Here is a 13,286-nt window from a genome sequence, read left to right on the forward strand (position 1 = left end):
GGAGGCCTTCCGCAGATGACCGCAAACCGCATTCCGCTTTCACACCTTGAGCGTGGCATCCCCTTCGAGCAGCGCCACATCGGGCCCGATGCCGAAGCTCAGGCCAAGATGCTCGCCCAGGTCGGTTACGGCTCGCTCGACGAGCTGACCGCGGCCGCGGTGCCGGACGTCATCAAGAGCGCCGAGGCGCTCGGGCTGCCCGACGCGCGCACCGAGGCCGAGGTGCTGGCCGAGCTGCGCACGCTCGCCGACCGCAATCAGGTGCTGGCCCCGATGATCGGGCTCGGCTACTACGGCACCTTCACACCGCCGGTGATCCTGCGCAACGTCATGGAGAACCCGGCTTGGTACACGGCTTACACGCCCTATCAGCCGGAGATTTCGCAGGGCCGGCTGGAAGCGCTGCTCAACTTCCAGACGATGGTGGCCGACCTGACCGGGCTGCCTACCTCCGGTGCCTCGCTGCTTGACGAGGGCACCGCCACCGCCGAGGCCATGGCGCTCTCGCGCCGCGTCGGCAAGGTCAAGCAAGGTGTCTTCCTGATCGACTCCGACACGCTGCCGCAGACCGTGGCAGTCATTCAGACGCGTGCGGAGCCGACCGGTGTCGAGGTTGTTGTCGCTGATCTGGCGGAAGGGATTCCGGCCGAGGTCGCCGAGCGTGGTGTCTTTGGTGTGCTGCTTCAGTACCCCGGTGCTTCGGGCGTTGTCCGGGACCTCAAGCCGGTTGTCGAGCAGGCGCATGCGCTGGGGGCTGTCGTCACCGTTGCCGCTGATCTGCTGGCGCTGACGCTGCTCACCTCGCCCGGTGAGCTCGGCGCCGACATCGCGGTGGGTACCACCCAGCGCTTCGGTGTGCCGATGGGCTTCGGTGGTCCGCACGCCGGGTTCATGGCCGTACGCGAGAAGTTCGCGCGCAGCCTGCCCGGGCGGCTCGTCGGTGTCTCCGTCGACGCGGACGGGAACAAGGCGTACCGGCTGGCGCTCCAGACGCGTGAGCAGCACATCCGCCGGGAGAAGGCCACCAGCAATATCTGTACGGCGCAGGTGCTGCTCGCCGTCATGGCGGGGATGTACGCCGTCTATCACGGGCCCGACGGGCTGCGCATGATCGCGCGGCGTACGCACCGGTACGCGACGCTGCTCGCCGAGGGGCTGCGCGGTGGTGGAGTCGAGGTCGTGCACGGTTCGTACTTCGACACGCTGACCGCGCGTGTGCCGGGCAAGGCGGCCGGCGTTGTCGCCGCGGCCCGTGAGCGTGGGGTCAATCTGCGGCTGGTCGATGCCGATTCTGTTTCCGTCGCGTGTGACGAGACCACGGGGCGGGCGCAGATCGCCGCCGTCTGGGCGGCCTTCGGGGTCGACGCCGATATCGAGGCGCTCGATGCGAAGGTGGGCGACGTGCTGGCCGAGGGGCTGCTGCGGAGCGACGAGGTGCTTACGCACCCCGTCTTCCACCAGTACCGCTCCGAGACCGCGATGCTGCGCTACCTGCGCAAGCTCGCCGACCGCGACTACGCGCTCGACCGCGGCATGATCCCGCTCGGCTCCTGCACGATGAAGCTGAACGCGACCACCGAGATGGAGCCGGTCACCTGGCCGGAGTTCGGGGCGGTCCACCCCTTCGCGCCGGTCGAGCAGGCGCAGGGGTACCTGACGCTCATCCACGAGCTGGAGGAGCGGCTGGCCGAGGTCACCGGGTACGACGCGGTGTCGATCCAGCCGAATGCCGGTTCGCAGGGCGAGCTCGCGGGCCTGCTGGCCGTACGGGCGTACCACCGGGCCAATGGCGACGACCAGCGCACGGTGTGCCTGATCCCGTCTTCCGCGCACGGGACGAACGCGGCGAGCGCCGTCATGGCCGGCATGAAGGTCGTCGTCGTCAAGACCCGCGAGGACGGCGAGGTCGACGTCGAGGATCTGCACGCCAAGATCGAGCAGTACCGCGACGAGCTGTCGGTGCTGATGATCACCTACCCGTCCACGCACGGGGTGTTCGAGGAGCACGTCGCCGACATCTGCGCGACCGTGCACGAGGCCGGCGGCCAGGTGTACGTCGACGGCGCCAACCTCAACGCGCTCGTCGGGCTCGCCAAGCCGGGCAAGTTCGGCGGGGACGTGTCCCACCTGAACCTGCACAAGACGTTCTGCATCCCGCACGGCGGCGGCGGCCCCGGCGTCGGACCGGTCGGCGTACGGGCTCACCTGGCGCCGTACCTGCCGAACCACCCGCTCCAGCCGACGGCCGGCCCTGAGACCGGCGTGGGGCCCATCTCGGCCGCTCCCTGGGGCTCCGCGGGCATTCTGCCGATCTCGTGGGCGTACGTCCGCCTGATGGGCGCCGAAGGGCTCAAGCGGGCTACGCAGGTCGCCGTGCTCGCCGCGAACTACATCGCCAAGCGCCTGGAGCCGCACTACCCCGTGCTCTACACCGGTCCGAACGGGCTGGTGGCGCACGAGGCCATCGTCGACCTGCGGCCGCTGTCGAAGGCGACCGGCGTGAGCGTGGACGACATCGCGAAGCGGCTCATCGACTACGGCTTCCACGCGCCGACCATGTCGTTCCCGGTGGCCGGCACGCTGATGATCGAGCCGACCGAGAGCGAGGACCTGGCCGAGATCGACCGGTTCTGCGACACGATGATCGCGATTCGTGGGGAGATCGAGAAGGTCGGAGCCGGCGAGTGGCCCGCGGACGACAACCCGCTGTGCAACGCGCCGCACACGGCGGCCGCGCTGGGCGGCGCGTGGGAGCACGCGTACAGCCGTGAGGAAGCGGTCTTCCCGGCCGGGGTCTCGGCCGCCGACAAGTACTGGCCGCCGGTCCGCCGGATCGACGGTGCGTTCGGTGACCGTAACCTCGTCTGCTCGTGCCCGCCGCTGGACGAGTACGACAACTGATGTGCGTCGGGGCCGGTTCGGAGGATTCCTCCGGGCCGGCCCCTCGTCGTAGCGGCGTACAGGTGTCGCGCGTGCCGGCCGGCTAGGCAGCCTTGACCACGTCAAGTGGACGGTGCGGCGCGATGATCTGGCCGTCCGGCAGCAGCTCACCGGTGTCCTCGAAGACGAGAACCCCGTTGCACAGCAGGCTCCAGCCCTGCTCCGGGTAGTGCGCCACAAGAAGGGCGGCCTCCCGGTCGGCGGATTCGGCAGTCGGGCAGGCTGGCTGGTGCTGGCACATGGAAGGGTTCTTTCGCTGCGTTGTGGTGAGTGTCCTGCGGCTCGATGCGGTGTTCATGGCCGCCCCCCGTATCAGTCGGTCCGGTCCCAGTGTTGCCCCACGGGCGTCGATCCGCAGGGATTTCACGGCAGCTCTCCTTACTGATTAATGACGCATCACTCGTGCGGACGGTTCAGCTCAACCGGGAGGCCTCTTCGGGTGGTTCGGGGTGGCCGATACGGGCTAGTCCGGATGGGGGATGCGGGTGGGTGCCGAGTGAGGGCGGCACTGTGCCCCGTGGCCGGAGCGGGCACGGGGCACAGTGGATGCGAAGGGCGCCCGGGAACGGGCTGGTGTCGTCAGGCGGGCTGGCTGAGGAGCGGGACGGTGGCGGCAGGTGGCGTGAGCCGGTGGGTGAGCAGTGGCAGCAGATCGGCGGCCCGGTGCGGGCGGTGCGAGGCGATGCCCGGCGGTGCGGGCGCCAGCGGTACGAGCAGGTCCGTCGGGAGCGGCATGGTCTCGGAGGCGTCGGTGCCGGCTTCCGGGCCGTCGTGCAGCCACAGCGTGAGCATGTAGAGCTCCGGTACGGACAGCAGGCGTGGCTGGTAGCGCCCGGTCAGCGCCTCGGCCTGGCGCAGCGCGAGCATGCTGGAGGCGATGTACGGGCCCTCGCAGAAGTGGGAGAAGGCCCAGCCGTCGGGGGTGAGCATGGTGTCGGCGGCGGCCACCGTACGGTCGCCGCTGCGGATGAGGAACCGCCAGCCGGTCAGCCGGGTGCGCGGTGGCCTGCTTGACGGGATGATCCCGTCCAGTACGTGGACGGGGAGCGGCAACTCGGGGCTGAGGGGTCCCACAGCCGTACGGAGGGCCGGGGGACGGGCCTCGCGGACGGCGGTGGGGGAACCGAGTGCCGCGAGGACGCTGCGCAGGGCGGGCGCGGGAGCCGGGGGGACAAGCAGCGGCATGGTGGGTCGCCTCTCACTTGGGAGACACGGTGATGCGTGGGTGTGCGTGGGCGGTGCGGACGGCGCTGTCTGCGTTCCGGGGTCAGAGGGGGGCCGTGGGGCGATGGCCGGGGCGCCAACTCTCTGCCTCGTCTGCGGAGTTTATACGAGCCGTGTTCACATGGTGTTTCTGCTAGCCGTCGCCCGCATTGCGGGCAAGGCCGTATCCGGACCCTTTCCTGCGGAGAATCTACCCATTCATCTGGGGTGTAGGCCCGTGGCCTGGAGAGTTGCCGCACGAGCGGTAGGCCGAATCTCGTCGGCCCTTTTCACCAGCGGCAACCGGGTGGTATCTGCTTTCTGCCGCATGCCGAGTGAATGTGCCACTGAGGTTCTCCAAAGAGGGTACGCGGTGATTGATGGGCGTGGGGCGTTACTGATCAGCCCGCCTGGGCATCATCGACCGTGACGTGAGTGCCCGATGCTGTGAGCCGCCCACTCGAGGAGGGATGCTTCGATGGGGGAGAAGGTCGTGGCAGGCGGGTTCGATCTGTCTGACCGGCAGAGGTACCGGAAGAAACTCCAGCAGTGCCTGGAGGGGCTGGGGCGGCTGCTGGCGGAGAAGCGTTTCGACCGTCCGAAGAACCTCATGGGACTGGAGATCGAGCTCAATCTCGCGGGGGCCGACGGCATGCCGATGATGATGAACGCGGAGGTGCTCGAGCGGATCGCCAGCCGTGATTTCCAGACCGAACTCGGCATGTTCAATCTGGAAGTAAATATTGTTCCGCACCGGCTGGGCGGCCGTGTTCTCGATCAACTGGCGGAAGAACTGCGCACCGGCCTGGGATATGCCCACAGGAAAGCAACGGAGGTCGGCGCGGGCATCGTGATGATCGGAATTCTGCCGACGCTCGGACGCCATGATCTCGTCTCGGCGAATCTCTCCGATGTCGACCGCTACCAGCTGCTCAACGATCAGATCGTCACCGCGCGGGGGGAGGACTTCACCCTCGACATCTCCGGTGTGGAGCGTCTGACCTGCACCTTCGGCTCCATCGCGCCCGAAGCGGCCTGTACGTCCGTGCAGTTGCACCTCCAGGTCACGCCCGGGCGGTTCGCGGACGTGTGGAACGCGGCGCAGGCGGTCTCGGGGATCCAGATCGCACTGGGTGCCAACTCGCCGTTCCTCTTCGGACGCGAGCTCTGGCGTGAGTCGCGGCCGCCCCTCTTCCAGCAGGCCACCGACACCCGCCCGCCGGAGCTGCAGGCCCAGGGCGTACGGCCGCGGACGTGGTTCGGCGAGCGGTGGGTGGAGTCGGCGTACGAGCTCTTCGAGGAGAACCTTCGCTACTTCCCGGCCCTGCTGCCGATCTGCGACGACGAGGACCCGCTGCTGGTGCTCGACGACGGCGGGGTGCCGCGGCTCCAGGAGCTCGTGCTGCACAACGGGACGGTCTACCGCTGGAACCGGCCGGTGTACGGGCTGGCGGACGGCGTACCGCATCTGCGGGTGGAGAACCGGGTGCTGCCCGCCGGGCCGACGGTGACGGATGTGATCGCCAACGCGGCCTTCTACTACGGGCTGGTGCGGGCCCTCGCCGAGGACGCGCGGCCGGTGTGGACGCGGCTGCCCTTCGAGGCCGCTGAGGAGAACTTCGACACCGCGTGCCGCCATGGGATCGACGCGGAGATCATCTGGCCGAAGCCGGGGCGCGTCGGCGGGACGGCGCGGGTGCCGGCCGTGAAGCTCGTACGGGACGAGCTGCTGCCGCTGGCCGCGGCCGGGCTCGACGCCTGGGGCATCGAGCCCGCGGACCGCGACTACTACCTCGGTGTCATCGAGCAGCGGTGCAGGCGGCGCGTCAATGGAGCCTCCTGGCAGGTGGACACGTACCACCGCGCCCTGGATGCCGGCCTGGAGCGCGAAGCCGCGCTGGCCGCCACGACGCGCCGCTACAGCGAGCTGATGCACCAGGGCGATCCGGTGCACACCTGGCCGGTGGGGTTCCCGGGGCGGGCGTGAGCGGCCGTGGGGCGGGCCTGATCAGGCGCTCTGGCCCGCCTCCATGATGGCCTTGAGGATCACGGCGTGGATCTCGGCCGGGTCGCTCACCTGGTATCCGCCGCCGCCCGTGACGGAGGCGATCGCCTCGGCCTCGTCCCGGTCGGCGTCCGGGCCCACGGCGATGGCGATCACCGGGACCGGCCGCTTCGGGTCGGTGAGCTGCTCGAGCTCGGCGATCAGCGCGCTGCGGGAGATGCTGTACCGGTCCTGGTTCGAGCCGTCGGTGAGGAGGACGACGGCGTTGAACTTGCCGCTCGCGTAGCCGGCCTGGGCGTCCTTGTAGGCGGCCAGCGTGGTGTCGTACAGGCCCGTCGCGCCGCCCGGCACGGGGGACAGCGCGGAGAAGGCGGCCGACAGCTTGTCGCGGTGGGTGCCGCCGCCGGACGCGGGGTCGCCGAGCCGGGTGGTCGCCACCTTCCTGCGGTAGTCGCGCGGGCCGTCGAGGTTCGTGGCGAAGTCCCACAGGCCGATCTCGTCCTCCGGGGTGAACTGCGACAGGGCCTGGAGCAGCGACGCCTTCGTGACGTCCATGCGCGACTGGCCGCCGCGCCCCGGTACGGGGGCGGCCATCGAGCCCGAGGCGTCGACCACGGTCGTCAGCCGGGCGCTCTGAACCGTGATGGTCCACATGCCGAGCGTTTCCTGGACGCTCTCCGGGGACAGCGGCTCGGCCGGAGTCGACGCGTACGGCTGGGGAGCGCGGCCGCCCGCGACCCGTACGACACCTTCGGACACCGGCTTGTCCGGCGTACGGAACCCGCGGTCCGCCAGGAGCTTGCGGCTGTGCGGCTCGCCGAGCAGCGTCATGAAGCGCATGGCCGCGCGGCTCTCGTCGGTGGACAACTCGGGCTCGTTGACGAGGGCGTACGGGTAGTCGAGCTGCGGAGCACCGTCCTTCGGGTAGAAGAGGTCCACGCCGGGTGCGCCGCCCGCGGTGTTGTGTGCGAAGGCTGCCTGCTCGGAGAGGAGTACGGCCTGGTTCCGGCGGGGATTGCCCTTCTCCGTACCGGAGTCGTCCCGCGCCAGCGTCTGCAGGACCTGCGGGTCGCTGTCGGAGACGCGCTGCGAGAGGAGCTTGGCGGTGGCCGCGACCTTGGTGTCGCTGTCGGGGTCCGCCTTGTGCGCGGACTGGCCGATGCTCGTCAGCGCGAGCAGGCCGGTGGCGCTGCGGGCCGGGTCGGCCGCGCCGAGGCGCAGGGTGTCCTTCTCGGTGGTGGCCGCGGACAGCTCGGCCCAGGTGTACGTCTTCCCGGGCCAGCCCAGCGACTTGGCGGCTGAGGGGACCATGGCCAGGGCGACCGGCGACGAGGCGATATTGCCGACCGGGGTCACGGCCGATCCGTCACCGGAGCCCAGGGCGCGCCGTACCCACAGATCGGAGTCGGGAATCCAGACCTGGTAGTCGGGGCCGGCCCGGCCGGCACCCACCGCGTCGGCGACCTTGTACGCGTCGCGGGCGACCACGTCCACATCGAGGCAGCGGCCGTCGGAGGTGACCTCGTTGTCGCGGGCGTGCCCGGCGACCGCGCGCACGGCCGGGGCGACATCGGGCGAGGCGACCACCTTCAGACGGATGGCGGAGTCCGAGCAGGACCCGGAGAACGACAGCAGGTCGCCGCGGACGGCGAGCGCCGTTCCCGCGGCCACGCTCAGGACGAGCGCGGTGGCGATGGCGACCGTGCGGCGCTGTGTGCGTGGACCGGACCTGGTGCCGTCGTTCGCTTCGTCGTCGGGCAAGCTGTGACGTCCCATGGCAGTGGAGCCCCTCCTTGAATCTCGAACAAAGAAAAAGGGGGCTCCGCTACTGGATAGGCGCTCGTCCCCCCGGCCTGTCGCGCGCGATCTTCGTACCTGCATTCGAGACCCTAGCGGGGCGGAGTTGGGGATGAGGCGGGATTGCTGAACTGGAGGCTGGTGTGCAGGCAGAGGTGGGGCGGGTGGCTGAATTTCCTCCCGGACCGGGGGTGACACGACAGATCCTGCGGATCGAAGTCGTGGTGGTGCTCGCGCTCTCGCTGGGCGCGAGCGGGGTGTCGTCCCTGATCAGGTTTGTCGGAGCCGTCACGAAACCGGGCGGGCTCAAGGACCAGGCGGCGAATCTCAATACGTCGGCCACGCCCGGGCGGCCGTGGCTGGATCTCGCCTGGCAGCTGTTCGGCATCACGTCGGCGCTGGTGCCCGTCGCGCTGGTCGCGTACCTGCTGATGCGGGAGGGAGCGGGGCTGCGCGCGGTCGGATTCGACCGTACGCGGCCGTGGCCGGACCTGGGGCGCGGGGTGCTGGTCGCGGCGGGTATCGGCAGCGCCGGGCTCGCGTTCTACCTGGTCGCCATCGAGTCGGGGTTCAACCTCACGGTGGTGCCGGAATCGCTGCCGCCGGTGTGGTGGAAGTTCCCTGTGCTGATCCTGTCCGCGATGCAGAACTCCGTACTGGAGGAAGTCATCGTCGTCGGGTACCTGCTGCGCAGACTCGACCAGTTGGGGTGGTCGCCGATGGCCGCTCTGGGGGCGAGCTCCGTGCTGCGTGGCTCGTACCACCTGTACCAGGGGATCGGCGGCTTCATCGGCAACATGGTGATGGGCGCGGTCTTCGTGCTGCTGTACCGGCGGTGGGGGCGGGTCGGGCCGCTGGTCGTGGCCCACACGCTGCTGGATGTGGGGGCGTTCGTGGGGTACGCGCTGCTGGCGGGCAAGGTGGGGTGGCTGCCGACCTTGTAGCGGTGGGCGTGTGGGGCGAGGAGGGGGCGTACGGAAGGTTCGTACGCCCCCTTCGGGCTGTCAGGCCAGGAGCTCGCCGTCGATGACGGTGACGGCGCCGCCGGTCAGCAGGGTGCGGTCGCCGCGCAGTGAGGTGGCGACGAGTCCCGAGCGGGCGGAGGCCTGGAGCCCGGTCAGCTCGTCGCGGCCGAGGCGCGGCGACCAGTACGGGGCGAGGGCCGTGTGCGCACTGCCGGTCACCGGGTCCTCGTCGATGCCGAGCTGGGGGAAGAAGCAGCGCGAAACGAAGTCGTAGCCGCGGGAGGGGTCTTCGGCGGCGGCCGTGGCGATGATGCCGCGCTTGGAGTGGGCGACGAGGCCGGGGAAGTGGGGCGTGAGCGCGCGTACGGTCCGCTCGTCGGCCAGCTCCACCAGCAGGTCCCCGATGTACGGACCGGTGTCGTGGGCCGAGAGGATCTCGGCGCCCAGGGCTTCGCCGATGCCGTCGGGGACCGGGACAGCGGTGAGCGGCGCGGTCGGGAAGTCGAGGGTGAAGGCGCCGCTGTCCTGCGCGGTCGCGGTGAGGATGCCGCAGAGCGCCGAGAAGCGCACGGCGCCGGTGGGAGAGCCTGTAGTCGCGCCCGTCGTGTGCAGGACGTGGGCCGTGGCCAGGGTGGCGTGGCCGCACATGGCGACCTCGGCGGTGGGCGTGAACCAGCGCAGCGCCCAGTCCGCGTCGCCGCCCGCCGGGAGTGGGTGCGCGAAGGCGGTCTCGGAGAGGTTCACCTCGGCTGCCACCTGCTGAAGCCAGGCGTCGTCGGGAAACGTGCCGGAGTCCAGCAGTACCACTGCCGCCTGATTGCCGGCGAAGGGGCGGTCGGTGAAGGCATCGACGATTCGAATCCGCATGGACATGAACGTAGGGGCAGGACAAAGCCGCAGGCCAAGGCCAATTTCGGATGGCTGGTCTCTTTTTGAGACTCGTCACGCAAGACGATCTGCCTCACCCGGGTCCGGGCGGGAGTGTTCCGCCAGGCTTGAGCCGGCCTTCCGGTGGGCGCGTAACGCCCGGGAGCGCGGGCGCAGTTGCTGGACGAACACTTCGCTGCGAGTGGCCGAGTCGAAGGCCTGCCAGTAGACCGAGTCCCCGTACTCCTCCCAGGCGACCTGCAACCAGTAACGGTCTTGGAGCACTTCCTGGTTCTCGGCCGCCATCGCTCTCCCGGATCAGTGACGGAGCAATTTGATGCCCGGCGAGTGCTTGCCGGTCGATTCCTTCCGATATATCGTTGGAGTATCGCGACTGATCAACGATGGAAGGAGCGTAGCGATGCGTTCACATGGACATGGGGACTGCGGGCCCGGCCATCACGGTCCCGGTGGCTTCGAGGGGCGGCGTGCCGCCTTCGGTCCCTTCGGGCCGCCGTTCGGCGGGCCGTGGGGCGGTGGCGGACGTGGCCGGGGCGGCGGGCCGCGGGGCCGGGCGCGGCGCGGCGACGTACGCGCGTCGATCCTGGCGTTGCTGGCGGACCGGCCCATGCACGGCTACGAGATGATCCAGGAGATCGGCGAGCGCAGCGGCGGGGCCTGGCGGCCCAGCCCCGGCTCGGTCTACCCGACGCTCCAGCTGCTTGAGGACGAAGGCCTCATCGTCAGTGAGAGCGAGGGCGGCAAGAAACTGTTCACGCTCACCGACGCGGGGCGTACCGAGGCCGGGGCGGGGCCGCAGGCTCCGTGGGAGGAAGCGGGGCGCGGCGTCGACTGGGACGCGATGAACGAGGTCCGGCAGGCCGGATTCGGGCTGATGGAGGCGTTCGGCCAGGTCTGGAAGACCGGCTCCGCCGAGCAGCGGCAGAAGGCTCTCGCCGTCATCAACGAGTCCCGCAAGAAGCTCTATCTGATCCTCGCCGACGAGGACTGAGGCGGCGGGGACAGAGGCGGCGGGGACAGAGCGTCACCGAAAGCGGCGCTCCGCGGGCAACCGCGGGGCGCCGTTGTCCGTACGCAGCCTCAGTGGAGTCTCGGCGGAGTCTCAGGTGACCAGGCCGTCGAGCTTGCGCAGCGATTCGCTCAGGGCCGCGCCCGCCGAGTCCTTGAGCTTGCCCGCCATCAGGGAGACGGCGGCGCCGGTGAACTCCCCCTCGATGCGTACCAGGGTTCCGTCGCCGTCGGGCGTGAGCGAGTAGCGCATGGCGAGGTTGACGCCCATCGGGCCCTTGCCTCTCGTCGCGAGCAGCCGGGCCGGCTCCAGTTCCTCGACCGTCCAGGTGACCTCGGCGGGGAAGCCCATGAGCTTCATGTTCTCCTCGTACGTCGCCGAGACCTCGAGCACCGCCGGGCCGCCCTTGGGGAAGCTGGTGTGGGTCGCGTTCCACTCGGCGTACGAGGAGAAGTCCGTCAGCCGCGCCCAGATTTTCTCGGCCGGTGCCCCGATGTGTGCCTCCGCGCTGGCTTCGGCCATGCGACCACCCCTTCTCGTCGGTTTCCTCGGCTGCGTGTCGCGGAACGTAGCCGGGTGGGGCGGAACATTCAATACTGATGAACTGTCAGATCTCATCCGTAAGGAGGAGAGCGGGGCGCCGTTGCCCAACTTCGGTGGGATGCGCAAATGCTCCCCGGCGGGGATGTTCCCGGCGTCGGTGACTGGTGAGCTGGGAGGTGTGCAAAGCCGTACGCCGCGGGTTCCCCAGCAGCCCGCTCCCCACTGTGCAGACATCGATGCCAGGCTCACCGCCGAGCTCGCCTCGGTGGTCGCGGGCGCGCGCAGGCGGGCGCTGCGGGACGGTGACCGGCAGATCGACACCGCGCATCTGCTGCACTCGGTGATCGAGACCGACCCCGAGGTCAGGGCCGCGTTCGACGGCGGTCCGCCGCAGGTCGCCAGGGTGCTCGGCTACCTCGTGCAGCGCAGCATCGGCTACGGGCTGCGCTGGCAGGGCGCCGTGGAGGATTCCGGCACGGTGCCCGTGGTGCGGGACTCGGCGGGTGTGGCGGGCTGGTCGCCCGCCGCCGTCACGGCCATGGAGGGCGCCCTGGAGCGCGCCACGGCGCGCGGCGATCAGCGCGCCCGCGGGCTCGACCTGCTCGCCGTACTCGCCTCGGACGCCGAGTGCCGGGCGGTCGAAGTGCTCCGGCGGGCCGGTGTGGACGCGGAACTGCTGGCGGGGCGTCTCTTCGAAGAATCTCGTCAGGCGTGACCGGGATGACGCTCCTGACCTCACCTGGCATGATGTCCCGATGCACGCGTCTCAGGGGAAGAGCGCCGGCCTGGGGCTTGCCCTGGTATCGGCATTCGCATTCGGTGGTTCAGGTGTCGCGGCCAAGCCGCTGATCGAGGCGGGGCTCGACCCGCTGCACGTGGTGTGGCTGCGGGTGGCGGGCGCCGCTCTCATCATGCTGCCGGTGGCCTGGCGCCACCGCGACCTGCTGCTGCGCAAGCCCGCCCTGCTCGCCGGTTTCGGCCTGCTCGCGGTCGCCGGTGTGCAGGCCTTCTACTTCGCCTCGCTGTCCCGGATTCCGGTCGGCGTCGCGCTGCTCATCGAATACCTTGCCCCGGCGCTGGTGCTCGGGTGGGTCCGGTTCGTGCAGCGCAGGCCGGTGACGCGCGCCGCCGCGGTCGGCGTCGTGCTGGCCGTCGGTGGCCTGGCTTGCGTGGTCGAGGTGTGGGCCGGGCTGAGTTTCGACGCGCTCGGGCTGCTGTTCGCGCTCGGTGCCGCCTGCTGTCAGGTCGGTTACTTCGTGCTCTCCGACCAGGGCAGTACGGGCGAGGACGCGGCCGATCCGCTCGGTGTCATCGCGTACGGGCTGCTCATCGGCGCCGCGGTGCTGACCGTGGTGGCACGCCCCTGGGGCATGGACTGGTCGCTGCTCGCGGGGCGTGCGGAGCTGGGCGGGACTGACGTGCCGGCCGCGCTGCTGCTCGGCTGGATCGTACTGATCGCCACTGTCGTCGCGTACGTCACGGGTGTGGTGTCGGTGCGCAAACTGTCCCCTCAGGTGGCCGGTGTGGTGGCCTGCCTGGAGGCGGTCATCGCGACCGTACTGGCGTGGGTGCTGCTGCGGGAGCACCTGTCCGCGCCGCAGATCATCGGCGGGGCCGTGGTGCTCGTCGGTGCCTTCATCGCACAGTCGTCGGCGCCGAAGGCTCCGGGCGGGCCGGTCGCTGGTGGGTCGGCGAGCGGCGTGGGTACGGGCGTGGGTGTGGGTACGGGCGTGGGTGTGGGTGCGGACGCGGACGCGGAAACGGAGTTGTCCGCCGGGCGGACCGCGCCGTAGGGTGACGATCATGCGTATGACTGTGCTTCCGCCTCCCGCCGCGTAACGCGGGCGGCATTGCCGAAGACGAAGACCGGGCTCGGGCAGTCCCCGAGCGGTTCGTCGCTGCCCGCGTGCGGAGTCGAGCGACCACCTGTCCCGTC

At 70.2% G+C, this 13,286-nt stretch carries 12 protein-coding genes; 6 read left to right on the plus strand and 6 right to left on the minus strand.

The genetic code is table 11. From position 1 onward, the window contains the following. Positions 1-15 precede the first annotated feature (15 nt). A complete protein-coding gene (gcvP, locus tag ABZX79_RS23670; RefSeq protein ID WP_355261049.1) occupies positions 16-2,901 on the plus strand; it encodes an aminomethyl-transferring glycine dehydrogenase in 2,886 nt (961 codons plus the stop codon). A gap of 82 nt (positions 2,902-2,983) precedes the next feature. On the opposite strand, the gene ABZX79_RS23675 is transcribed toward gcvP, so the two are convergent. Beyond that, complete coding sequence (locus ABZX79_RS23675) at positions 2,984-3,181, minus strand: DUF5999 family protein (protein WP_355261052.1); 198 nt, start codon at positions 3,179-3,181, stop codon at positions 2,984-2,986. Between the two features lie 338 nt (positions 3,182-3,519). Beyond that, a complete protein-coding gene (locus tag ABZX79_RS23680; protein WP_355261055.1) occupies positions 3,520-4,125 on the minus strand; it encodes a hypothetical protein in 606 nt (201 codons plus the stop codon). A gap of 496 nt (positions 4,126-4,621) precedes the next feature. On the opposite strand from ABZX79_RS23680, the gene ABZX79_RS23685 reads away from it, so the two are divergent. Continuing rightward, a complete protein-coding gene (locus tag ABZX79_RS23685; RefSeq protein WP_355261058.1) occupies positions 4,622-6,130 on the plus strand; it encodes a glutamate-cysteine ligase family protein in 1,509 nt (502 codons plus the stop codon). A gap of 21 nt (positions 6,131-6,151) precedes the next feature. Here ABZX79_RS23685 and ABZX79_RS23690 read toward each other — a convergent pair whose 3' ends face one another. Beyond that, positions 6,152-7,924, minus strand: a complete 1,773-nt coding sequence (locus ABZX79_RS23690; protein ID WP_355261061.1) for a substrate-binding domain-containing protein — start codon at positions 7,922-7,924, stop codon at positions 6,152-6,154. Positions 7,925-8,088: 164 nt separating this feature from the next. Here ABZX79_RS23690 and ABZX79_RS23695 point away from each other — a divergent pair, with 164 nt between their 5' ends. Further along, positions 8,089-8,889 carry a CPBP family intramembrane glutamic endopeptidase gene (locus tag ABZX79_RS23695; RefSeq protein WP_355261064.1) on the plus strand — a complete coding sequence of 267 codons (801 nt, stop codon included), beginning with the start codon at positions 8,089-8,091 and terminating at the stop codon, positions 8,887-8,889. Positions 8,890-8,949: 60 nt separating this feature from the next. Here the strand turns inward: ABZX79_RS23695 and ABZX79_RS23700 are convergent, their stop codons facing one another. Both ABZX79_RS23700 and ABZX79_RS23705 read right to left on the minus strand, forming a co-directional pair. Continuing rightward, entirely contained in the window at positions 8,950-9,777 is an 828-nt protein-coding gene (locus ABZX79_RS23700) for a PhzF family phenazine biosynthesis isomerase (protein WP_355261067.1), read from the minus strand. Positions 9,778-9,852: 75 nt separating this feature from the next. After that, complete coding sequence (locus ABZX79_RS23705; protein ID WP_355261070.1) at positions 9,853-10,083, minus strand: hypothetical protein; 231 nt, start codon at positions 10,081-10,083, stop codon at positions 9,853-9,855. Between the two features lie 115 nt (positions 10,084-10,198). Between ABZX79_RS23705 and ABZX79_RS23710 the strand changes: the two genes are divergently transcribed. Next, positions 10,199-10,789 carry a PadR family transcriptional regulator gene (locus ABZX79_RS23710; protein ID WP_355261073.1) on the plus strand — a complete coding sequence of 197 codons (591 nt, stop codon included), beginning with the start codon at positions 10,199-10,201 and terminating at the stop codon, positions 10,787-10,789. Between the two features lie 111 nt (positions 10,790-10,900). On the opposite strand, the gene ABZX79_RS23715 is transcribed toward ABZX79_RS23710, so the two are convergent. Beyond that, the gene (locus ABZX79_RS23715) at positions 10,901-11,329 is read right to left on the minus strand and encodes an SRPBCC family protein (protein WP_355261076.1); all 429 of its coding nucleotides are present in this window, start codon (positions 11,327-11,329) and stop codon (positions 10,901-10,903) included. A 199-nt stretch (positions 11,330-11,528) separates the two neighbouring features. Between ABZX79_RS23715 and ABZX79_RS23720 the strand changes: the two genes are divergently transcribed. Both ABZX79_RS23720 and ABZX79_RS23725 read left to right on the plus strand, forming a co-directional pair. Continuing rightward, complete coding sequence (locus ABZX79_RS23720) at positions 11,529-12,065, plus strand: Clp protease N-terminal domain-containing protein (RefSeq protein WP_355261079.1); 537 nt, start codon at positions 11,529-11,531, stop codon at positions 12,063-12,065. Positions 12,066-12,105: 40 nt separating this feature from the next. Then, positions 12,106-13,143, plus strand: coding sequence for an EamA family transporter (locus tag ABZX79_RS23725; protein WP_355261082.1), 1,038 nt, complete (start codon positions 12,106-12,108; stop codon positions 13,141-13,143). The last annotated feature ends 143 nt before the right edge of the window (positions 13,144-13,286 follow it).

The organism is Streptomyces sp. NPDC002994 (assembly GCF_040611155.1).
GTDB lineage: Bacteria > Actinomycetota > Actinomycetes > Streptomycetales > Streptomycetaceae > Streptomyces.

Coding starts and splice junctions, on each gene's coding strand:
- ABZX79_RS23700 (WP_355261067.1), bottom strand. CDS start 9,777: ATGCGGATTCGAATCGTCGATGCCTTCACCGACCGCCCCTTCGCCGGC.
- gcvP (WP_355261049.1), top strand. CDS start 16: ATGACCGCAAACCGCATTCCGCTTTCACACCTTGAGCGTGGCATCCCC.
- ABZX79_RS23725 (WP_355261082.1), top strand. CDS start 12,106: ATGCACGCGTCTCAGGGGAAGAGCGCCGGCCTGGGGCTTGCCCTGGTA.
- ABZX79_RS23715 (WP_355261076.1), bottom strand. CDS start 11,329: ATGGCCGAAGCCAGCGCGGAGGCACACATCGGGGCACCGGCCGAGAAA.
- ABZX79_RS23675 (WP_355261052.1), bottom strand. CDS start 3,181: ATGTGCCAGCACCAGCCAGCCTGCCCGACTGCCGAATCCGCCGACCGG.
- ABZX79_RS23710 (WP_355261073.1), top strand. CDS start 10,199: ATGCGTTCACATGGACATGGGGACTGCGGGCCCGGCCATCACGGTCCC.
- ABZX79_RS23705 (WP_355261070.1), bottom strand. CDS start 10,083: ATGGCGGCCGAGAACCAGGAAGTGCTCCAAGACCGTTACTGGTTGCAG.
- ABZX79_RS23690 (WP_355261061.1), bottom strand. CDS start 7,924: ATGGGACGTCACAGCTTGCCCGACGACGAAGCGAACGACGGCACCAGG.
- ABZX79_RS23685 (WP_355261058.1), top strand. CDS start 4,622: ATGGGGGAGAAGGTCGTGGCAGGCGGGTTCGATCTGTCTGACCGGCAG.
- ABZX79_RS23680 (WP_355261055.1), bottom strand. CDS start 4,125: ATGCCGCTGCTTGTCCCCCCGGCTCCCGCGCCCGCCCTGCGCAGCGTC.